23 protein-coding genes are annotated in these 20,733 nt (G+C 69.5%); 11 read left to right on the top strand and 12 right to left on the bottom strand.

What is annotated here, in order from left to right; translation table 11 throughout:
• Positions 1 to 10: 10 nt before the first annotated feature.
• Together OO71_RS23885 and serS are read right to left on the bottom strand one after the other, a co-directional pair.
• Entirely contained in the window at positions 11 to 406 is a 396-nt protein-coding gene (locus tag OO71_RS23885) for a hypothetical protein (protein WP_033292099.1), read from the bottom strand.
• A 67-nt stretch (positions 407 to 473) separates the two neighbouring features.
• Positions 474 to 1,742, bottom strand: coding sequence for a serine--tRNA ligase (serS, locus tag OO71_RS23880; protein WP_084145231.1), 1,269 nt, complete (start codon positions 1,740 to 1,742; stop codon positions 474 to 476).
• Between the two features lie 152 nt (positions 1,743 to 1,894).
• On the opposite strand from serS, the gene OO71_RS23875 reads away from it, so the two are divergent.
• Positions 1,895 to 3,175, top strand: a complete 1,281-nt coding sequence (locus OO71_RS23875; protein WP_033292098.1) for an aspartate aminotransferase family protein — start codon at positions 1,895 to 1,897, stop codon at positions 3,173 to 3,175.
• A 70-nt stretch (positions 3,176 to 3,245) separates the two neighbouring features.
• On the opposite strand, the gene OO71_RS23870 is transcribed toward OO71_RS23875, so the two are convergent.
• Genes OO71_RS23870 through OO71_RS23855 form a run of 4 tightly spaced genes read right to left on the bottom strand, consistent with a single transcriptional unit; the run spans position 3,246 to position 6,486 of the window.
• The gene (locus OO71_RS23870; protein WP_033292097.1) at positions 3,246 to 4,160 is read right to left on the bottom strand and encodes a haloalkane dehalogenase; all 915 of its coding nucleotides are present in this window, start codon (positions 4,158 to 4,160) and stop codon (positions 3,246 to 3,248) included.
• Between the two features lie 36 nt (positions 4,161 to 4,196).
• Entirely contained in the window at positions 4,197 to 4,652 is a 456-nt protein-coding gene (locus OO71_RS23865) for a DUF350 domain-containing protein (protein WP_033292096.1), read from the bottom strand.
• 46 nt (positions 4,653 to 4,698) lie between these two features.
• Positions 4,699 to 5,865, bottom strand: coding sequence for a glutathionylspermidine synthase family protein (locus tag OO71_RS23860; RefSeq protein WP_033292095.1), 1,167 nt, complete (start codon positions 5,863 to 5,865; stop codon positions 4,699 to 4,701).
• Positions 5,866 to 6,486: a hypothetical protein gene (locus tag OO71_RS23855; RefSeq protein WP_245633760.1), complete on the bottom strand. Its 621-nt coding sequence runs from the start codon at positions 6,484 to 6,486 to the stop codon at positions 5,866 to 5,868.
• A 95-nt stretch (positions 6,487 to 6,581) separates the two neighbouring features.
• On the opposite strand from OO71_RS23855, the gene OO71_RS23850 reads away from it, so the two are divergent.
• The 4 genes from OO71_RS23850 to OO71_RS23835 all read left to right on the top strand — a co-directional run bounded on the left by OO71_RS23850 (position 6,582) and on the right by OO71_RS23835 (position 9,806).
• Positions 6,582 to 7,535, top strand: a complete 954-nt coding sequence (locus OO71_RS23850; protein ID WP_033292094.1) for a septum formation family protein — start codon at positions 6,582 to 6,584, stop codon at positions 7,533 to 7,535.
• A gap of 2 nt (positions 7,536 to 7,537) precedes the next feature.
• Entirely contained in the window at positions 7,538 to 7,888 is a 351-nt protein-coding gene (locus OO71_RS23845) for a metallopeptidase family protein (protein WP_033292093.1), read from the top strand.
• Between the two features lie 166 nt (positions 7,889 to 8,054).
• Positions 8,055 to 9,296, top strand: a complete 1,242-nt coding sequence (locus OO71_RS23840; protein WP_033292092.1) for an MFS transporter — start codon at positions 8,055 to 8,057, stop codon at positions 9,294 to 9,296.
• Between the two features lie 57 nt (positions 9,297 to 9,353).
• Positions 9,354 to 9,806, top strand: a complete 453-nt coding sequence (locus tag OO71_RS23835; protein WP_033292091.1) for a hypothetical protein — start codon at positions 9,354 to 9,356, stop codon at positions 9,804 to 9,806.
• A gap of 3 nt (positions 9,807 to 9,809) precedes the next feature.
• Here OO71_RS23835 and OO71_RS23830 read toward each other — a convergent pair whose 3' ends face one another.
• Both OO71_RS23830 and OO71_RS23825 read right to left on the bottom strand, forming a co-directional pair.
• Positions 9,810 to 10,442: a DUF4232 domain-containing protein gene (locus OO71_RS23830; RefSeq protein WP_051792018.1), complete on the bottom strand. Its 633-nt coding sequence runs from the start codon at positions 10,440 to 10,442 to the stop codon at positions 9,810 to 9,812.
• 146 nt (positions 10,443 to 10,588) lie between these two features.
• Complete coding sequence (locus OO71_RS23825) at positions 10,589 to 11,044, bottom strand: MarR family winged helix-turn-helix transcriptional regulator (protein WP_033292090.1); 456 nt, start codon at positions 11,042 to 11,044, stop codon at positions 10,589 to 10,591.
• 111 nt (positions 11,045 to 11,155) lie between these two features.
• Between OO71_RS23825 and OO71_RS23820 the strand changes: the two genes are divergently transcribed.
• Complete coding sequence (locus tag OO71_RS23820; RefSeq protein ID WP_033292089.1) at positions 11,156 to 12,382, top strand: amidohydrolase family protein; 1,227 nt, start codon at positions 11,156 to 11,158, stop codon at positions 12,380 to 12,382.
• 3 nt (positions 12,383 to 12,385) lie between these two features.
• Here the strand turns inward: OO71_RS23820 and OO71_RS23815 are convergent, their stop codons facing one another.
• Both OO71_RS23815 and pheA read right to left on the bottom strand, forming a co-directional pair.
• Positions 12,386 to 13,003, bottom strand: coding sequence for a histidine phosphatase family protein (locus OO71_RS23815; RefSeq protein ID WP_033292088.1), 618 nt, complete (start codon positions 13,001 to 13,003; stop codon positions 12,386 to 12,388).
• Entirely contained in the window at positions 13,000 to 13,905 is a 906-nt protein-coding gene (pheA, locus tag OO71_RS23810; protein ID WP_033292087.1) for a prephenate dehydratase, read from the bottom strand. Before pheA ends, OO71_RS23815 begins: the two co-directional genes overlap by 4 nt.
• An 87-nt stretch (positions 13,906 to 13,992) precedes the next feature.
• Here pheA and OO71_RS23805 point away from each other — a divergent pair, with 87 nt between their 5' ends.
• The 4 genes from OO71_RS23805 to OO71_RS23795 all read left to right on the top strand — a co-directional run bounded on the left by OO71_RS23805 (position 13,993) and on the right by OO71_RS23795 (position 17,617).
• Entirely contained in the window at positions 13,993 to 14,616 is a 624-nt protein-coding gene (locus OO71_RS23805; protein WP_033292086.1) for a macro domain-containing protein, read from the top strand.
• Between the two features lie 122 nt (positions 14,617 to 14,738).
• The gene (gene coaA / locus OO71_RS23800; protein ID WP_033292085.1) at positions 14,739 to 15,674 is read left to right on the top strand and encodes a type I pantothenate kinase; all 936 of its coding nucleotides are present in this window, start codon (positions 14,739 to 14,741) and stop codon (positions 15,672 to 15,674) included.
• A 162-nt stretch (positions 15,675 to 15,836) separates the two neighbouring features.
• Positions 15,837 to 15,998, top strand: a complete 162-nt coding sequence (locus OO71_RS51315) for a hypothetical protein (protein ID WP_169776562.1) — start codon at positions 15,837 to 15,839, stop codon at positions 15,996 to 15,998.
• Between the two features lie 56 nt (positions 15,999 to 16,054).
• Complete coding sequence (locus OO71_RS23795) at positions 16,055 to 17,617, top strand: hypothetical protein (protein WP_033292175.1); 1,563 nt, start codon at positions 16,055 to 16,057, stop codon at positions 17,615 to 17,617.
• On the opposite strand, the gene OO71_RS23790 is transcribed toward OO71_RS23795, so the two are convergent.
• The gene (locus OO71_RS23790) at positions 17,614 to 18,867 is read right to left on the bottom strand and encodes a hypothetical protein (RefSeq protein WP_245633759.1); all 1,254 of its coding nucleotides are present in this window, start codon (positions 18,865 to 18,867) and stop codon (positions 17,614 to 17,616) included. The genes OO71_RS23795 and OO71_RS23790 overlap by 4 nt on opposite strands.
• Positions 18,868 to 18,960: 93 nt before the next feature.
• Here OO71_RS23790 and OO71_RS23785 point away from each other — a divergent pair, with 93 nt between their 5' ends.
• The gene (locus OO71_RS23785; RefSeq protein ID WP_033292084.1) at positions 18,961 to 19,290 is read left to right on the top strand and encodes a nucleotide pyrophosphohydrolase; all 330 of its coding nucleotides are present in this window, start codon (positions 18,961 to 18,963) and stop codon (positions 19,288 to 19,290) included.
• On the opposite strand, the gene OO71_RS23780 is transcribed toward OO71_RS23785, so the two are convergent.
• On the bottom strand, positions 19,276 to 20,706 hold the full coding sequence (locus OO71_RS23780; protein WP_156096508.1) for a 3'-5' exonuclease: 1,431 nt from the start codon (positions 20,704 to 20,706) through the stop codon (positions 19,276 to 19,278). The two genes, OO71_RS23785 and OO71_RS23780, sit on opposite strands and share 15 nt — an antisense overlap.
• Positions 20,707 to 20,733: the final 27 nt, after the last annotated feature.

The following is a 20,733-nucleotide window of genomic DNA, read 5'->3' as shown; positions in this document are numbered from 1 at the left end:
GCGGAACGGATCACTCCTTGGGAACGGCCCGGAGCACGATGCCCGCGGTGACCCCCGCGCAAGTCGCCATCGCCACGGCAATAGCGATGGCCAGCGTGCCCGCGGACACCGGCGTCCGGCCCAGTGCATTCGGCACCACCAGCAGGAACCCGGTACCGCAGACGGCAATTGCCAGCGCGAACAGCCACCCCCGCCGGATGCCCCGGCGGACAACGGCGCGGAACTCCCGGTCCACGGACGGGAACGACGACATCCGCTCCTTCGCCTGCGAAACGATGATTCCGCAGAACAGCAGGCAGATCGCCGGTCCGCCGACGAAGATCAGCCCGAACTGGAACGACGGATGAGTTCCCCGCGGGGCCGAACAGCCCAGCCAGACCACGGCCGTGAGCGCGATGACGCTCAACGCGAAGTCGAGCGCGATCAGCGGCCCGTCTTCTGCAGCGCCGGGATCACGCGGGCGATTTCCCTGCTCAGCGCTTCACCGGCTCCAGCACCTCGAGCCCACCCAGGAACGGCCGCAGCGCCACCGGTACCCGCACCGAACCGTCGGCCTGCTGGTGGTTCTCCACGATCGCCACGATCCAGCGGGTGGTCGCCAGGGTGCCGTTGAGCGTGGCGGCCGTCTGCGGCTTGCCGTTCTCGTCGCGGTAGCGCACCTGCAGGCGGCGGGCCTGGAACGTGGTGCAGTTGGACGTGGACGTGAGCTCGCGGTACGTCTCCTGCGTCGGGACCCACGCCTCGCAGTCGTACTTGCGGAACGCGGACGTGCCGAGGTCGCCGGTCGCGGTGTCGATGATCCGGTACGGGACCTCGATCGCGGCGAGCATGTCCTCTTCCCAGCCCAGCAGGCGTTCGTGCTCGGCTTCGGCGTCCTCCGGCTTCGCGAAGACGAACATCTCGACCTTGTCGAACTGGTGTACCCGGATGATGCCGCGGGTGTCCTTGCCGTACGAGCCCGCCTCGCGCCGGTAGCACGACGACCAGCCCGCGTACCGGCGCGGTCCGGCGCCGAGGTCGAGGATCTCGTCCTTGTGGAAGCCCGCCAGCGGGACCTCGGACGTGCCCACGAGGTACAGGTCGTCCTCGCGCAGGCGGTACACCTCCGACGAATGCGCGCCGAGGAAACCGGTGCCGCCCATGATTTCCGGGCGGACCAGCGACGGCGTGATCATCGGGGTGAAGCCGTTCGCCACCGACCGCGCGACCGCCATGTTCAGCAGCGCCAGCTGCAGCTGCGCGCCGATGCCGGTGAGGAAGTAGAACCGCGAGCCGGACACCTTCGCGCCGCGCTCCATGTCCACCGCGGCGAGGCCTTCGAGCAGCTCGAGGTGGTCGCGCGGGGTGAAGTCGAACGACGGCACGTCGCCGGCCGTCTTGAGCACCGCGTAGTCGTCCTCGCCGCCGATCGGCGCGTCCGGGTGGACCAGGTTCGGCAGGACACGGAACAGCTGGTCGAACTCCTCCGACGCCTCGTTCTGCTCCGTCTCGGCGGCCTTGACCTGCGCCGACAGGTCCTTCGCGCGGGCGAGCAGCTGCGGCCTCTCCTCGGCCGAGGCCTTCGGGACCTGCTTGGACACGGACTTCGCCTCGGCCCGCAGCTTGTCGGCGTTGGCGATCGCGGAGCGGCGGCGCGTGTCGAGGTCGAGCAGCTTGTCGACCACGCCCTCGTCCTCACCACGGGCACGCTGCGACGCGCGCACGGCTTCCGGGTCTTCGCGCAGAGTCCTGGGGTCAATCACGGAATGAAGGGTAGCCGCAGGCCAGCGACGGGTTCGACGCGGTTTCCCGTACACACTGTGCGGGCGCCCCCGGACAACCCGACAGTCTGATCGTTGTCGCCCGTTTCCCGCGCTCCGCATACTCGCAGGAACCCGGAGCGGAGGGAACCACCATGACCGACGACCTGCTCGCGCGCCATCGCGCCGTGCTCCCGTCCTGGATGTCCCTGCTGTACGACGAGCCGATCGAGATCGTGCACGCGCAGGATCGGCGGCTCACCGATGCCGACGGGCGGACGTATCTCGACTTCTTCGCCGGGGTGCTCACCAACGCAATGGGCTACGACGTCGCGGCGATCAGCGACGCTGTCCGCAAGCAGCTCGACACCGGGGTGCTGCACACGTCCACGCTGTACCTGATCCGCTCTCAGGTGGAGCTGGCCGAACGGATCGCGGCGCGGTCCGGGATTCCGGATGCGAAAGTGTTCTTCACCAATTCCGGAAGTGAGGCCAACGACACCGCGTTGATGCTCGCCACTCAGTATCGACGCAGCAATCAGGTGCTGGCGATGCGGAATTCGTACCACGGCCGGTCATTCGGCACGGTCGCGATCACGGGCAATCGTGGGTGGTCGGCTTCGTCGCTGAGTCCGGTGAAGGTCAGTTACGTGCACGGCAGTTATCGGTATCGGAGCCCGTTCCGCGATCTGTCCGACTCGGCTTACATCGACGCCTGTGTAGCAGATCTTGTCGAGGTGCTGGACACCGCTACGTCTGGTGATGTCGCTTGTCTTGTTGCGGAGCCGATCCAGGGTGTCGGCGGTTTCAGTTCGCCGCCGGACGGATTGTTCAAAGCCATGAAGGAAGTTCTTGACCAGTACGGGATTCTTTTCGTTTCGGACGAGGTGCAAACCGGCTGGGGCCGCACCGGCGAACATTATTGGGGAATCCAGGCGCACGACGTCGTACCGGACATGATGACCTTCGCCAAGGGCCTGGGAAACGGCCTGGCAGTGGGCGGAGTGGTCGCCCGAGGCGACGTACTCGACTGTTTCCAAGCCGAATCGTTCTCCACCTTCGGCGGCAACCCGGTATCGATGCAGGGCGCACTGGCGGTGCTCGACTACATCGATGATCACGATCTTCAGGCCAATTGCGCTGCCCGCGGAGAACAGTTGATTTCAGGCCTACGCGCAGCGGGAAGTCCGTTCGTCGGCGAGGTCCGCGGAAAGGGCCTGATGATCGGCGTCGAACTGATCGAACCGGGCACCACGACACCGAATGTGCGCGCCGCCAAGCAAATGCTGGAGGAAACGAAGCAGCGTGGTCTGCTGATCGGCAAAGGCGGGTTGCACAAGAATGTCTTGCGCATCGGCCCGCCGATGACCCTCACCGAGTCCGAAGCCGACGAAGGCCTGCACATCCTGCTGGACTCCCTCGCTGCACTCCGCTGACCCGCGCCGCCTGCCGAAGATCGCCCCAATGTGGCATTGGGCGGTTGGGGCGGGAGAGCGCGGGAGAGGATCAGCGGCGGGCGAAGCGGGCGACGTGTTCAGCCAGTGTTTCGCCTGCGTCTTCCTGGAGGAAGTGGCCTGCGTTTTCGATGGTCGGATGGGTCAGGCCGGTCGCGCCCTTCATGCTTCGCTGCAGGATCGGGCCCATCGCTCCGGTGATGGGGTCACCGTCGGAAAACGCGCACAAGAACGGGATGTCCAGGGTGGTCAGCGTCGCCCACGCGGCCCGGTTGGCATCCGACGCCGGGTCGTCCGGCCGCGTCGGTACCAGACCCGGCATCGCACGCGGCCCCGCCTTGTACATCTCGTTCGGGAACGGCGCGTCGTAACCCGCCCGCACGTCCTCCGGCAGCGGCGTCCGGCACCCCGACTGCACCGAGCGGCCGACGTCGAGGATTTGCGCGTTCTCCACCGTCTCGCGGAACTTGTGCCACACCGGCGGCATGTCGACATCACCAGTGGGCAGCCCGGTATTCGCCGCAACCACCCCGGCGAAGCGGTTCGGGTTTTCCGCCACCAGCCGCAGTCCGATCAGGCCACCCCAGTCCTGGCCGACCAGGGTTACCTCGTGCAGGCCCAGTACGTCGAAGGCGAACCGGCGCATCCACTCCACGTGCCGGGCATAACTGTGGTCCGCGATGTCCGCCGGCTTGTCCGACCGGCCGAACCCGATGAGGTCCGGGGCGATCGCGCGTAGGCCGGCGTCCGCCAGTACCGGCAGCATTTTCCGGTACAGGAACGACCAGCTCGGCTCGCCGTGCAGCAGGAGCACCGGCGGGCCGTCCGCGGGACCTGCCTCGACGTAGCCGACTCTGATCAAGCCGCCGTGTGGGTCGGACAGGTCGGTGTACCGCGGTTCGAAGGCGAAGTCGGGCAGGTCGGCAAACCGGTCTTCCGGCGTCCTGAGCAGTCGCACGGTTCCCACGTTAGTGGGAATTGCCCTGCCTGGCAGTGCCGTGAGCTACGAAATCGCGACCGCGACGACCAAACCGAGACCGATGTGCGCAGCGGCGACCACGATGCTCGCCGGGGCGAACTTCTCGCTCTCGATCGTGGAGCCGACGTCGATCCGGGTCGCCCACTCCAGCAGGCGCACCGCGATCACCTGCACGATCACGCCGAGCAGGCCGTAGACCAGCGACGTGGTGAGGCCCTCGGTGAGGTCGCTCGCCGAGTTGAAGATGGCCACCACCACGATGAACGCCATTGACAGCAGCCCGGACGCGGTCACGATCACCGCGTTCGGCAGGCCGCGCGTGACGAGCTTCGAGAGCTTGCCGGGCGTGGTGAAGTCGATGGCGTAGAAGCCGGCGAACATCAGCAGCAGCCCGATGACGCCGTACAGCAGGATCGCGCCGATGCCGCGCACGAGTTCGGAGCCGAACGTGGCGGACAGCGCAAGAGTCGACGAGGTCACGGGGTCTCCCAGAACGAACCGGACGGATCAGGCAGGCAGGGTTGTATCACGACTGCGGGATGCGGTGGGGGACGAACGCCGCACCGTCATCGGTGACGAGGCCGCTCGTTTCCCGGATGCCGAGGCCGGCCGACGAGTCGCCGACGATCCACGCGCCCAGCGCGGGCCGGTATCCGTCGAACTCCGGCAGCGGGTCGAACGCCTGGTAGACATACCCTTCGGCGCCGTAGACCCCGTCGGTCTGGGTCTCGTACCCGGTGGCCACGATCTGCACGTTCGCGCCCTCGCGCCCGAGCTTCGGCTTGCGCACGTACTCCGTAAGCATTCCGGGATCGTCGGCGAACGCGGGCAGCAGGTTCGGGTGCCCGGGGTAGTTCTCCCACAGGACGGCGAGCAGCGTCTTGTTCGACAGCAGCATCTTCCACAGCGGTTCGACCCACAGCGTGCGCGGCATCGTGTCCACCGCGTAGTGGCCGAACTCCTCGTCGACCACCCATTCCCACGGGTACAGCTTCACGACCGTGGCCATCTGCGCTTCTTCGAGGTCGACGAACCGCTTGAGCACCGGGTCCCAGCCGATCTCCTCGATCGCCAGCCCGACCGTGTCGAGCCCGGCCTCGGCCGCGGTCTCCTGCAGGTACGCCGTGGTGACGTGGTCCTCGCCGCTCGGATCGGCCGAGGACCAGGTGAAGTGCAGTTCGTTCGACGGAAGTTTGTCGCCGATCTCGCCCCAGCGCTCCACCAGCTTCTCGTGGATGGAGTTCCACTGGTCGTCCTCGGGGAAGACGTCGGTCTTCCAGTGCCACTGCAGCAGCGACGCCTCGAGCAGCGTCGTCGGCGTGTCCGCGTTGTACTCGAGCAGCTTGGCCGGCGACTTGCCGTCGTAGCGCAGGTCGAAGCGGCCGTACACGTGCGGGTCCTGCCGCTTCCACGATTCGGCGATGTGCGGCCACACCCACTCCGGGATGCCGAAGCGCTGGTACTGCTCCGTGGTCACCACGTTGTCGACGGCTTCGAGGCACATCGAGTGCAGCAGTTCCACGTCCGCCTCGAGCGAGAGCACCTCGTCCATGTCGAAGACGTAGTGCACCGACTCGTCCCAGTACGGCCGTGGCTTGCCGGTGCCGTCGCGCGCCGGGGTGCCGTAGACCAGCCCTTGCTCCTCGACGATCCGCTGCCAGTCGCGGCGCGGCTCCCGCCGGTCCCGATACACCTACGAGCCTCCGCTCTTGCCGGTGCCGCCCGTGCTGCCGGACGTACCGCTCTTGCCGCTGATGCCGAACCCGCCGCGCTGGACGCTCGTGCCCGATTTGGTGGAGACGTTCGTGTTGCCCGACGGCGCGGTGAAGCTGCCGCCGGAGACCCGCTGGCCGATGGTGCCGGTGCCGCCGTAGTTGTAGCGGTACTGGGTGAACCCGCCACCGGGAATCGGGATGAACCAAAACCCGCCGCTGTAGTGCCCGCCGTGGCTCGCCGCGTACGCCGGATCGCAGTTCTGGTCGTCCCTGATCACGCCGCTGTTGTCGGTGCAGACCGCGGTGGTCTCCGACGGCCTGGCGACGGTGTAGAAGGTGGCGACCAGCCCGACGAGGCCGACCGTGACCCCGCTGCCGATCAGGATCTTGCGTTTGGTGGCCGCCTTCGCGTCGGCCGCGCGTTGCGCCTGGAGCGCTTCCTGCTCCTCGCGTTCCCGGTCGGCCATCGCCTGGCGGCGTGCCCGCTGCTCGGCGACCGACGGCTCCCGCCGTTGCGTATTCGCGTCCTGGAAACGCATCGAACCCGGCTTCGCGGGTTGTTCTGGCGGCTGCTCCCCGCTGTTGTCGTCCTGCGTCATATGCGCTCCGTAATCCCCCGGCACGGCAAACCCTCCTCCACCCTAATCGACCCGGCACACGCACTGCTCACGCGGCGCGGGCATCATGGGTATCGATGTCCAGAGGCGCCGAGCGGTTCCCGCACATGAAGACCCTGACCACCCGCGTGGTGATGGCCGGGGTGTTCCTTGGCGCCGTCATCGCGCTCGCGCTGAGCGTCGCGTTCTCCTGGACCGGCACGCTCGCCAACGGCGGCGCCGGCGGTGGCGAGGGCAAGCTGACCGAGGCCGCCGAGAAGGCGTTCCACTCCCCGCCCGGCACCTGCCTTGCCTGGGCGGCGCAGGACGCGGCGGACGCGCACCAGGTGCCGTGTGGCCAGCCGCACCTCTTCGAGGTCACCACGATGGTCGACATCGGGGCGCAGTTCCCCGCGCAGGCGCCGTTCCCCGGCCTCGACCAGTGGCAGGACCTCGCGCAGCAGAAGTGCAACAGCGACGTCCGGCCGTACCTCGGCCACGCGCTCGACCCGTACGGCAAGCTCACCACCAACCTGCTGCGGCCGACGGCGGCGCAGTGGGCCGACGGTGACCGTCAGCTGCGCTGCGGCCTGCAGTGGGCCGGGCCGGGTGGCGGCCTGCAGCCCACCACGGGCGCGGCGCGCGACCAGGACCAGTCGCTGGTGTGGGCGCCGGGTACCTGCCTCGCGCTGGCGGGCAAGGGGGTCGGCGACCCGGTCGACTGCAGCAAGCCGCACTCGTACGAGATCATCGCCACCCTCGACCTCGCCTCGAACTTCAAGGACGGCTACCCCAAGCTGGACGACCAGAAGGCGTGGCTCGACACCGAATGCAACAAGGCCGCGAAGGACTACACCGGCGGCGCGGACCTCGGCCAGAAGAAGCTCATGCTGGGCTGGGACTCGCGCGAGCAGGAAAGCTGGAGCGCCGGGTCCACCAAGGTCAACTGCAAGGTCGCGGCCACCTTGGCGGACGGCAGCGGGTTCCAGGCGGTCACCGGCAGTGTCAAGGATCAGGCGGCGAGCACGCCGCCGACGTCCGGGGGCAACTGAGCGTGCCGGTCGAGATGAGCCTTGCCCGGTTCGAGGAGCTGGTGGCCGAGGCGCTGGACCAGGTCCCGGAGGAGTTCGCCGCGGCCATGGACAACGTCGTGGTGCTGGTCGAGGAGTTCAACGACGAGGCACCGGACATCCTCGGGCTCTACCACGGCATCGCGCTCACCGAGCGCACGAGCCAGTACGGCGGCGTCCTCCCGGACCGGATTTCGATTTACCGGCAACCGATCCTCGGCATGTGCGACACCGAGGACGACGTGGTCGAGGAGGTGCTCATCACCGTGATGCACGAACTGGGACACCACTTCGGCATCGACGACGAACGGCTGCACGAACTCGGCTGGGGCTGAGCTTCCCCCGCGGAATTCCGTGTGCGCATAGATCCACACTGCAGTTCCGCCCGGAACGACACTCCCTGACTGCGGAAATCACCGGAAGTCACCAAACGGTCACGGAATGCGCCATGCCGACCTAGACTGGTCACCGGCAGTCAGCACTCGATCTCGCGAGGTACTCGTGGCGCGCAGGAAGACGGATGGCCGGCTGCGCTGGCTGCTCGCCTCCAGCGCCACCGCCAACCTGGCCGACGGCATTGCCAAGGTCGCGTTTCCGCTGCTCGCCACCACTCTCACCCGTGACCCGGTGCAGATCGCCGCGCTGTCGGCCATGCAGTTCGTGCCGTGGCTGCTCTTCGCGGTGCTCGCCGGAACGCTCGTGGACCGCGTCGACCGCAAGAAGGCGATGATCATCGCCAACGCGGCGCGGGCGCTCGTGGTCGCCGGGGTCACCGCACTGGTCGCATTCGACGCCGTCGACATGTGGACGATCTACCTCGCGGCGCTGCTCGTGGGCACGGCGGAGACGGTGGCCGACAGCGCGGCGAACGTCCTGCCGCCCGCGCTCGTCGGAGCAGACCGGCTGGAGGGCGCCAACAGCAAGCTGCAGGCGTCCGAAATCGTCGGCCAGACGTTCCTCGGCGGGCCGGTCGGCAGTGCCACCTTCGCCTTGTTCGCGGCGTTTCCGTTCCTGCTCACGTCCGCCGGGTTCGCCATCGCCGCCGTCGTGCTCTTCGGGATGGCCGGCCGGTACCGGCCGCGCACAGAGAACCAAGTGCACGTCCGCGCGGATTTCGTGGACGGGTTCCGCTGGCTGCGCCGGCATTCCCTGCTGCTGCGGCTGCTGGCGATCGCCGGGCTGCTGAGCCTGGTCAGCGAGCTGGCCCAGGCGCAGCTGGTGTTGTACGCGCTCGAAGACCTGCACCTGTCCGACGCGACCTTCGGCGCCTTCGCGTTCGTCGGCGGGATCGGCGGCCTGGTCGGCGCGGGCGTGACGCCACGGCTCGTGCGAGGGAGCGGACGGCGGACGGTGCTGGTCGGCGGAGTGCTGTGCTGCGCGCTGGGATTCGGCGGCATGGGCCTGGTACGGCATCCGTGGTTGTCGGCGGTGCTGTTCGGCGTGTTCGCGGCGGCGGTGGTGGCGGTGAACGTGGTACTAGCGACCGCGCGGCACACGCTCGTACCCAGTGAGCTGCTCGGCCGCGTGCTCGGGGTGTGGCGCACCGTGGTGTGGGGCTCGATTCCGGTCGGTGCGCTGCTCGGCGGGCTGGTCACGAAGCTGCTCGGCTCGGCGGGTGACACGTTCACCGCGTCCGGCGTCCTGCTGCTGTTGGTGACCGGATATGCACTGTTCGCACTCCGCAGGCACGCCCTCGATGACAAATCGGCCTCGACCGGGGATGCCGCCCGTCCGCAGCAGTGATCCGGCGCGGTTTTGGTGCTGAAATAGCAGCTCACCCCGGCTGCCGGGAGGTACGCCATGACCGCGCTCGACACCCCGCCGCTGCCGGACGATGACGAGAGCACCGAGACCGAGGCCCCGAAATCACGCCGCCCGCTGGTCCTCGCCGCCGTTGCCGGGTTCGTGCTCGGTACCTGCGTGGTGGGGCTGCTCTGGGGGCTTTCCGGTCAGCGCGCGGGGGCGAACGTGGATGCCGCCGCCGCGTGCGAGTCGTTCTCCCGCGCCGGGCGGATCCCGGACACGACCGGCGGGTACGACCCGACGCAGTTCACCCGGATGTCCGACGATTCCGTGCATCGGATCACCGCTGCCCTGGAGCTGGCCAGGGCGGCGGCGACCTTCGACGGCGGGTACCAGCCGCTCGCGCAGAGCCTCGACGGCGTGAACCGCATGGTGCTCAGCAGCCGTTTCGACAATCCGGAACGGCAGGCCGACGTCGTGCGGGTGCAGCAGCTCTGCGCGCGGGGCTGACCGTCAGGCGGCGTGCACGGTCTTCACCGCGAGCTGGTTGCCGGGCAGCTTCTCCCCCGCGCATCCGGTGCCCGGGTCGGCCACGAACTTCGACGCCGTCTCCTGCGGCAGGTACACCCGAAGGCCCTTGACGTCGGTCGGCTTGCAGACTGCCGGGTCGAAGTTGCGGACCTGCACGAACTGGAGGTCCGCCGCGGCCGACTGACCCGGCGCCAGCTTCACCACGGCACCCTTCTCCCCTTCGCGGAACGCGGCCGGGCCGATCTGGTGCCCGTCCGCGCCGCCGACGTACGACACGCCGGGGAACCCCTGGATGGTGCACGGCGTGTTGCTGGTGTTCTTGATCAGCAGCGGCCGGTAGACCGAACCCGCGCCGGCGTCGCCCTTGCCGATCGACAACGTGACGTCGGCTGCCTTGCAGAGCCCGTTGTCCACCGGCGGCTTCGCGGACGACGAACTGCCCGAAGGGGACGGTGCCGAACTGGGTGCCGACGAACTGGACGACGGGGCTTCGGAACTCGACGGCCCGCTCGCGGCCGGGGCACCCTGGCCGCACGCGGACAGCAGCAGGGCCCCCGACGCGCCCAGTGCGGACAGGAAGACCAGGGAAAACCACGGTTTCTTCGTGTTTGCCATCTCACTCGCCTCGCTGTGCTGGTGAACGCGGTACCGGGGAGGAACCTTTCGCCCGGAGGACGTGCCAGGTCCGGACCGGGTTGCCCCGCATCCGGTTGGTTCCCCACGTCGGGGGTGTTCACGCGACGTTCCCCAGCACGAGTGATCTACCCCTGGCGCTGCCGGGCCGACCAGGCACTGGCGTCCTGGCCGTAGCGGATCAGGAACCGGGCGAACTGCAGGCGCTCACTCGGCAGCCAAGCCGCCGTGATCTGCTCGAAGGTCGCGCGCTGCTCGGCCGCGAAACGATTCCGCTCGGCGGCCCCGGCCTCGGTGAGCTCCAGGACGGTGCGCCGCCCGTCCGCTTGCGACGCGGCCCGCCGCAGGAGCCCGTCCGCGATGCAGGTGGTGATGGTACGGCTGGCCACCGGCTGGGTGACCCCCAGTTCGGCGGCGATGCCACCGACGGTCATCTCCCCCGACGCGTCCGCGACCACGTTCAGGACGAAGTTGCGGGTGAGGTCTCCGCGTCCGTTCGAGGTACGGCGCCGCAGCCGCGACAACGCCGGGCCGACCTCCTCGAGCACGGCATCTCGTCCCGGGTGCGGGGAAGGGGTGGCCATCGCTCGATCCTACAAAGTTCGCCACCGGTCTGCATATTCATAGCAGCAAGCAACTACATATCTTTTGATATGCTTTTCGGCAGCAGGACTCTCCCAGGATCGAGGTAGGACATGTCCATCACCGCCATCACCGGCGCACAGGTTTTCGACGGCGAGAAGGCCATCGGGGTGCGCACCGTAATCGTCGAGGACGGGCGGATCACCCAGGTCGGCGGCGAGGTCCCCGGCGGGGCCGAGGTCGTCGACGGCAGCGGAGCCACCCTCCTGCCCGGCCTGATCGACGCCCACGTGCACACCGGCCCCGGGACGCTCGCCATGGCACTGCGGTTCGGCGTGACCACCGAACTCGAAATGCAAGGCACCAACACCCGCGGCAACAGAGCGCACCTCAGCGCCGACGACACGGTCGCCGACATCCGGTCGTCCGGTTTCGGCCTCACCCCGCCGGGCGGGCACCCCAGCGAGCTGTTCCCCGAAGGCTTCCGCCCTGGCCCGCCTCCCGGCGCGAAGCCCGCCGGACCGCCGCCGGTCACCGCACACGTCACCACGCCGGAGGAGGCCGTCGCGGTCATTCCCCGGCTGGTCGAAAACGGCGCGGACTACATCAAGTTCATGGTCGACGACGGCAGCGTCGAAGGGCATCCCGGCCTTCCGATGCTCGACCAGGCCACCCTGGACGCGGGCGTCGCCGAGGCCAAGCGGCACGGCATGCTCACCCTCGCCCACACGCTGACCGTGGACGCCACCCGGATGGCCGTCGAGGCCGGGATCGACGGTCTCGCCCACCTGTTCATGGACCGGCCGCACACCGGCGAGATCGTCAGCCTGATCAAGGCCGCCGACGTGTTCGTCGTCCCGTGCGTCGTCCTGAACGCGTCGATGATGGGAATCACCGGCGAGGAACTGGCCGACGACCCCCGGGTCGCCCGCCGCCTCGACGCCGACTGGGAAAAGACCCTCCGCGGATCCTTCGGCCACTACCCGCAGGGCCAGATCAACGACGTGCTGGCCACCGTGAAAGCCCTCCACGACGCCGGGGTCGACCTGCTGGCCGGCACCGATGTTTCCCTGCCGCTGCCCTTCCTCAGCGGCCTCGCCCACGGCGCGAGCCTGCACCACGAACTGCAGTACCTCGTCCGCGCGGGCCTCACGCCTGCCCAAGCGCTCCGGGCGGCCACGGCCACCACCGCCCGCCGCTTCGCCCTCGACGACCGGGGCCGCATCGCCGAAGGACTGCGCGCCGACCTCCTCCTGGTCGACGGCGATCCCACCACCACGATCTCCGACACGCTCAACACGCGGGCGATCTGGCGCCGGGGTACGCGCGTCACGGCCTGAGGCCTAAAGCGGCGTATCGACCCAGCTCAGGCACTTCCAGCCGCCGCCGGGGAGGGTGACCAGCTCGACGAAGGCCGTGTTCGGGATCAGCGAGCTGTTGGCCACGTCGGCGGGCACGTTCGTGGTGAGCCACTCCCCGGCGAGCCGGATCGAGCCGCCGTGGCTGACCAGCACCACGACGCCGTCCGGCGACGTCTCCTCGTGCTTCGCGCGCAGCTCACCGGCCGCCCGGCGCATCCGGTCCTGGACCTGCGCGCCGGTTTCCCCGCCAGGGATCCCGACGTGCAGCTCGCCTTCCGTCCACGCCCGCACCGCGCGCATGTATACCGCGATCGACTCCTGGTCGGTGTTCCCTTCGAGGTCACCGGCGTCGACCTCCTTGACGCCCTCGATCACCTGCACCTCGAGGCCGAACGTCTCCGCCAGCGGCGCCGCGGTCTGCTGCGCGCGCACCGCCTCTGACGCGTACACGGCCACGATCGGCTCAGGCGCCAGCCGCTGCGCGAGCGCGACGGCCTGCTCGCGGCCGAGTTCGGTGAGCGGCGGCCCGGGCAACGCGGTGTCCAGCGCACGGCGGACGTTGCCCTCGGTCTGCCCGTGCCGCACCAGCAGCAGTCTCATGCGCCCTCCCCCTTCAAGACCGCGTCGACCCACGCCTGCGCGTCGACGAAGTCCTGGTTACCCGCGCCCGTCTCGATCGTGGCCGCGACCTCGTCCGCGCGCGGGTGCGAACCGAGGAACCGCAGGTGACAACGGCGGCGAAGGGCGGTCATCGCGTCGATGATCCGGGGTTCGGCGACGTGTCCCTCGAAATCGATGAAGAACCGGTACTCGCCGAAGTTGCTGCGCGTCGGCCGCGCGTCGAGGCGGGTCAGGTTGATCCCGCGGCTCGCCAGTTCGGCGAGCAGCTCGGCCAGCGTTCCGGTGCGGTTGACCGCGGCCGCGACGATCGACGTGCGATCGGCGCCGGTGGGCGCGGGCAGCACGCCGGGACGGCGGACCATCAGGAACCGGGTCTGCGCGTCCCGGACGTCGGCGACGCCGGTGGCCAGCGCCTCCAGCGGGTAGTGCTCGATCGCGACCGGCGCGGACACGGCGGCGTCGAAGCTGCCGTCGACCACGCCGACCGCAGCCGCCGCGGTGGACGACGCGGCGACCGGGGTGGCGTCCGGCAGGTTCGCCTCGAGCCAGTCGCGGACCTGGGCCAGCGCGTGCGGATGACTTGCCACGGTACGGATTTCGCCGCCACCGGGCCGGGTCAGCACGCTGAAGTGGATGGGCAGGATCGTCTCCGCGACGGCGACGAGCGGGTCGCCGTCGCTGAGCCCGTCGAGCGTCGTCGGGACCACGCCTTCGACGGAGTTCTCGATGGGTACGCACGCGGCGTCCGCGGCGTTGTCCCGCACGGCTTGCAACGCCAGCCGCACGGTCTCGTAGGGGGTGAGGTCCTCTCCCGGCGCGAGCGCGCGGGCGGCCTGCTCGGTAAATGTGCCCTGAGGGCCGAAGTACGCGATCCGCAACACGACTGCCAGGCTACTGACCTCGCACGTGGCGGTTTTCACTCGGACAGCCCGGTTACGCCGGGTGGTGTTTTTTGCGATGCTGGAACGGTGACCGCCGAATCGGGCACGCACGCCGGGCGCGGGGACGCCGTTTCACCGGATTCGCCCCCCGCGCCGGAGTTGGTGCTGTGTGCCGTCGATGAACCACTTGCCGCGGCGTGGACGTCCGTCGTGGCGGATTTCGGCGGCCCGGTACGGGTACACCGCGGTTCGGTGCTCGACATCGCCGCGCAGGCGGTGGTCAGCCCGGCGAATTCGTACGGCTGGATGCGCGGCGGGATCGATGCCGTGTACTCGCGGGCGTTTCCCGACGTGGAGCAGTACGTCCGCAGCGCGGTGCTGGCGGCCTATGGCGGTGAGCTGCCGATCGGCGAGTCGGTGATCGTGCCGACGGGCGAGGACGAACCGGCGTGGCTGATCAGCGCGCCGACGATGCGTGAGCCGGGCGAACGGCTGCCTGCCGACACCGTGCACCCGTACCTCGCCGCGCGCGCGGTTTTCCTGCAGTGGCGGCAAGGTCAGCTCGAATCCGGCCCGGTCCGCGACGCGGTCCGGACCATCGCGATGCCCGGTCTCGGCACCGGGGTCGGGGGCGTGGCGCCGGCCACGTGCGCCCGGCAGGTCGCCGCCGCGTGGCAGGAAGTCTTCGGCGCCAACGGTCACGTTAGGTGACGATTCCTTCGTCAGTGCAACACATCACAGCGCGTTCACGCGCGGTAAGCCCTAACGTTAGAACGGCGTTACGCGAGTAGCGCTGTACGGAGCCAGCGCAGGCGACGGCCGAGGAGTGTGCGATGCCACCACGGGTCCGTGAACTCAGCCCTTACGTGGAGCTGCACCGGGAACAGTGGCGGGAGCTGCGGAGTTCCACCCCGCTGCCGTTGACCGCGGACGAGCTGGTCCGGCTGCGCGGGCTCGGGGAGCAGATCGATCTCGCCGAGGTCGCCGACGTCTACCTGCCGCTGTCCCGGCTGATCAACCTCCAGGTGAAGGCCCGCCAGCAGCTGTACGAAGCGACCACGACCTTCCTCGGCGAGGACTGTCGCAGCACCAAAGTCCCGTACGTGATCGGCATCGCGGGAAGCGTCGCGGTCGGCAAGTCGACCACCGCCCGGATCCTGCGCACGCTGCTCGCCCGCTGGCCCGACCACCCGCGCGTCGACCTCGTCACCACCGACGGCTTCCTGTACCCGCGGGACGAGCTGACCCGGCGAGGCATCATGCACCGCAAGGGTTTCCCGGAAAGCTACGACCGGCGTGCGCTGCTGCGGTTCGTCACCGAGGTGAAGTCCGGCGCCGACCGGGTGTCCGCGCCGGTGTACTCGCACCTGGCCTACGACATCCTGCCCGGCGAGGAGCAGGTCGTGGAGCGGCCGGACATCCTGATCGTCGAGGGACTGAACGTGCTGCAGCCCGGCCCGCGGCTGACGGTGTCGGACCTGTTCGACTTCTCGATCTACGTGGACGCGCACACCGGCGACATCGAGCGCTGGTACGTCGAGCGGTTCCTGAAGCTGCGGCACACCGCCTTCGCCGACCCGGCGTCGCACTTCCACCACTTCGCCGGCCTCGACGACGACGAGGCCCGCGAAGAGGCGCGGCACCTGTGGAGCACGATCAACGAGCCGAACCTGATGGAGAACATCAAGCCGACGCGCCCGCGCGCGACGCTCGTGCTTCGCAAGGACGCCGACCACACCATCAACCGGGTACGCCTGCGCAAGCTCTGATTCACCCACAGGCACCTCTCGCGTCCCGATCCTCACTCCGCCAGGACGTTCTCCACCGATCGGCCAGTGTGTTCGTAACCACTTGGCCGATACCCCCGCCCCCGGTCCCGGGCGACCCTGAAGACAGCAGGAAGTCGCTCCCGACCTGCGGAGGAGGCCACGATGTTGACGATCGTCCTGACCTGGGTCGGCTCGGTACTCGGTTTGACGCTCCTGGTGGCGATGGCCGCCGGAGGCTTCGTCTACGACGTCGACGAGGCGTTGCGCGAACGTCGCGTGAAGGCGCGCCGCCACGTCGGTGACCCGTCCGGACCCACCGGCTGAGCCGATCGCCGGAGCCGCCGTCGGTGCCGCGCACGGCATGGACCACGATGTCCGGCATGAGTCCGGTGAGTCGCGCCCGCAAGAAGAGTTCCCTACCGTCAGCCCCGAGCATCAACGGCCTGTTCAAGGACGTGCTGCGGGACTTCTCCGCCGTTGCGGCCGAACCCGGCCCGTTCGACGTCGACCTGCTCGGCTCCGAGGTCGTCGGGCAATGGCGTGAGGTCGTGGTGGAGGACGAGCCCGACACGGATCTCGGGCTCGAGCTGATCGCGTTCGCCCAGCGCAAGATCACGCCCGGCGCGGCGGCTTTGCTGGCCGCGCTGCAGGTACTGGCCGAGACCGAGGAGGAGCGCTCGGCGGCGGCCGAGGCGCTCGCGGTCGTGCTGGGCCGGGGGATCCCGGAGCCGGAGTGGGCGGCGGAGATCGGGCAGGTCAGCGTCGGCGAATGCTGGCGGACCGGCGATGTGTACGGCGACGAGTCGTCGCTGCTGTGCGTGTTCTCCCGCGGCGACGCGACGCTGGGTCTGCTCGCGCTGCTGGACTTCACCGAGGGCGGCCGGGTCCGCGACCTCGTGGTGATCGAGGAACCGCACGAAGTCCTCGCCGAGATGCGCACGCAGGCCGCGGAGGACGGCGACCTGGTCGTGCTGGACAAGGTCGAGCCCGCCGACGCACACCGGCTGCTCCTGGCCGGGATCGCGGCCACGGACGCCCTCGACGAGCCGGACGTCGGCGAGGACTACTCGCGGTTCCACGCGATCGCGCTCGTCTGGGCGCGGTCGCTGCCGGAGCCTTCCGTGGCGCCGCCGGTCGTTGCGTGGACCGCCGAACAGCGCGCGGAAGCGGTGGCGCAGTTCCTCGCCGAGACGGCGCTGCCGGACGCCGAAGCCGGACGGGAAATCGCCGCGCTGCTGGTGGAGCACGGCTGCCGCACCGAGCCGGCGAACCCGCTGCGCGTCGGTCCGGAGAAGCTCGCGCGCTTCCTCGAATCGTTGCTGGACGGCGAATACGAGCTGGAGGACGAAGACGCCGTGGCGCCGGTCGTGCTCGCGTGGTCCGCGTGGGGCGCGCGCCGGGCCGAGCTGTCCGACGTCGCGACGGCCGCGCTCGTCGAGGAGGTCACCGAGTACCTCGGCGAGTATCTGTCCGACGAAGACGAGGACGACGATCTCAGCGCATATCTCGACGGCACCGAGTCCGCTGACGAGGTGCTCGCCGTGGTGGCCCGCCGCCGGTTCGCGGTGCCGGAGCTGGAAACCGTGATCGGCGACGAGGAGTTCACCGACCTGGACCCGGGTGACCCGGAACAGCGGCGGCTGCTGGTGATCGGCGCGCACCCGGAGTACCACGAATCCCTTGCCGCGGACGAGTTCGACGGCACCGACGGGCTCCGGCTGGCGCTGGAGACGTCGGTCGTGGACCAGCTGTGGGACGACGACCCGGCCGAGCTGTGGCCTGCCGCGCAACGGCTTCTGGAGCAGGGACTGTCGCGAGTGGACGTCGTCGACCGGCTGGTGACGGTGCTGGAGGAGCAGCTGGTCGAGCCTGAAGAGGACGCTGTGGAGGACGAGCTGGACTTCGACCTCGACACGTACCAGGCGGCGTTGCGCGAGATCTAGCCTTTCGGGAGCGCAATCCGGGCCGCGCGGAATTCCGCGATCAACCGGGTCTTGCGGCGGTGGACGTTCACCAGCTCGGCGACGTAGCCGGTGAACTCCTCCGCCGCGTCCGCGCGTTTGTGCAGCGTGCGCAGCTTTTTCAGGTACTTCGCCGCTTCCTGGTACGCCTTGGGGTCCTTCAGCTCGATCAGCTGCTCGAGATGGGTCCGGTACACCGGGATCACCTCGGCCGGATGCGTCGTCTCCCGTTCGACAGCCAGCTCCAGCCGCGTTTCCAGTGAGGCGTCGAACCGCACGGCGGCGCGCCAGGCCTCGTCCGGACGCTCATCCCTTTGCAGCGCACCGACGATTTCTTCCGCGTTTCCACGCTCACGCAGCCGCACGAGAGCCGACGTGCGCTGCGCGGTCCACACTCCGGCGTCGAGCGCCGCGGTGCGCAGGGCAGCGTACGTGACGACGCTGGGTTCCTCGTCGAACTCCTTGCGGCGCAACGTGAGTTCTTCGCCCTCTGTCTGATGTGGAGTGAGCGCGCGGGCGGCGTACGCGATGGCCTCGCCGTGCCGTCCGGCAGCCCGCAGCACGCGGACGATCTTCAGGCTCACGTCGACCCGCGGCGGTTTGGCGGACAGGATCGCGACGAGCCCGTCGACGTCCCCGCGGACCTCCGCCACCTCCTCCTGTAGCCGTTCCGCGACCGCCAGCCGATGCCCAGCCGGCTGTCCGGCGAGTACTTCGTCCACAGTGGACTTGATTCGATCTACGCCTCGTTCGCCGAGCGCCTGCGCGAAATCGGCGAGCGCGATGGCGCGGCCGTCGAAGGCGGCGTCGAGGATCCAGTCGGCGAGCGGCTCCGGCGCGGGTGGCCGCGCGGCGCACGCGCGGGCGTAGAGCTCGACCGCGCGGTCGAGCCGTTCGCCCAGGTCACCGGCGGGATGCCGGTCGAGCATCTCGGCGATGTCGTCGACCGCCCGGCGGGCAAGCGGGGCGAGGTCGGCGCGGCTGCCTGCGTCGAGCAGTCGCCGCACGGTGTCGAGGACGGCGCCGATCTTGGCGGTGTAGTCGAGGTTGCCGTCGGACACCGCCGTGTCCAGCAGCCGGTGCGCCTCGGTGACGTCGCCGGCGTGGGTGGCCGCGCGCAGCTCGAGGGAGTGCCACAGCTCGGGGTCGCGCTCGGCCTGTGCGTGCAGCAGGTCGGCGAGCGTGGCCACGTCCAAGCTGCGCAGGTAGGGACGCAGGTCGGGCACGCTCACGCGGACAGTCTGCCGTATCGCCCGTCACGCGCGTGTGGGCCAACGGCGTACTCTTTTCGGCCCAGTGACCACCGCGCGTGATAGGCAGGTCCGGTGACCCTCGACGACCTCACCCAGCGGCTGCGCGACTTCGCCGCGGCCCGTGACTGGGAACCGTTCCACACGCCGAAAAACCTGACCATGGCGCTGTCCGGCGAAGTGGGCGAGCTGACGGCGCTGTTCCAGTGGCTGACCCCGGACGAATCGGCGGACTGGCGCGCCGACCCGGCGCGGGAGTTCAACGTACGGGACGAAATCGCCGACGTGACGCTGTACCTGGTCCGGCTGGCCGACGTGCTGGGGATCGACCTGCTGGAGGCGGCGAACGCGAAGGTGGACCGGAACGAGAAGAGGTTTCCGGCGCCGGTGTCAGACGGCCGGTAACCGGTTGGTTTCGTTGAGATACCAACCGCCGACCAGCGCACCTACGCCGAACACCGCCATCACGATCCCAGCCCCGAGCCCCGCGCCGGTGAACAACGCGACGATGGTCAGGATCATCATGAGCAGCCCGGTGCCCATCAGCATGACGCCGACGAACCGTTTGGTGGTCGGGGCGGTTTGGGGCTCCTTGATCTCCTGCGGCTCGGTTTCGAAACCGAGCTGGACGGGGGCTTCGTCGAGGCCGAGGGTGCGGGCGCCGAGTTCGAGGGCGCGGGTGAGGCGCGGTTCGGTGTCGCGGACGGTCGAGTCGTAGACCAGGTGCGTGACCGAACCGGTGAGCTTCTGCGCGAGCTGCACGCCTTCCGCGAGCACGCGCGCCCGCAGCTGGTCCGCGCCGGCCGACGTGCCGAGCACCAGCACCCGCGTGGCCTTGCGGCCCGAGGCAGTGACCCGCAGGTCGGCGACCGCTTGCGGGACCCCGAGCGCGTCCGCGACCTGACGGAGTTCCCGGCCTTCGCCCGCGGTGACCACGCCGTCGGATTCCGCGACCGTACGCAGCGCGGCGACGAAATCCGCGTGCATACGGCGTACTTCGGCTTCAGGGAGCCCGGCTTCGGCGGCGAGCCCGGCCAGCGACCAGACCTCGTCGTCGGAGAGGAACTCGTCGCCGACCGCTTCGGCCAGCAGGTCGAGGTACGCCTGCGCGGCCGGCGCGCCACCGCCGGTCGCCGGGACCCGGTCGACGACCTCGGCCATCCAGCCTTTCTCCGCGCCGGTTTCGGAACGCCGGACCACGGCGGCGCCTGCCTCGTACAGCGGCAGTTCCGGAAGCCGCGGCCGTCCGGCGAGGCGCAGACCGTGTACCCCGACCAGGGCGATGACTGCCCGCGCGCAGGCACGGGCGGACGCTGCCGCGAGGTAGCCGGGGAAGTCGGCGATGCCGAACGCGCGGGCGACGGTGGCGAGGCGGTAGTTGGGCAGGCGGAGCGTCGCCTGCGCGGTGTCGCGGAGGGAGATGCCGGGCATCCGGGGCAGCTGGATGCCGAGGCGGCGGACCTCGGCGGCGAGGACACTGTCAACCAGCGTGAGGTCGTCGGCCACGACGATGGCGTCCTGGCACAGGTCGAGCAGCGGGCCGAGGAGGTCGGCGAAATCCGGGGCGCCGGCGAGTTCCGCGGCGGCGATGCGGTGCGGGTTGCGGGGTGCGCGTTGCGCCCGGTCCTTGCGGCCGGGTGACACGACGCTGGCGAACTCGCCGAGGAACGTCCCGTCGCCGCGGAACCGGATCGCGGCGAGTTCGACGATCCGGCCGGTCCGCAAACCGGTCGCCTTCACGTCGATCGCGGTGAATTCGACGTCCCCGGCGGGCATCTGCCCGGCCGCGGACAAGGACAACCGGTCGATCAGCTCGGCCATTGTGGGTGCGCTTTCTCCTTGACGATT

Source organism: Amycolatopsis jejuensis, from assembly GCF_000717335.1.
Classification (GTDB): domain Bacteria; phylum Actinomycetota; class Actinomycetes; order Mycobacteriales; family Pseudonocardiaceae; genus Amycolatopsis; species Amycolatopsis jejuensis.
The sequence above is the reverse complement of the archived record's forward strand: the minus strand, read 5'-3'. Positions and strand labels throughout refer to the sequence as shown.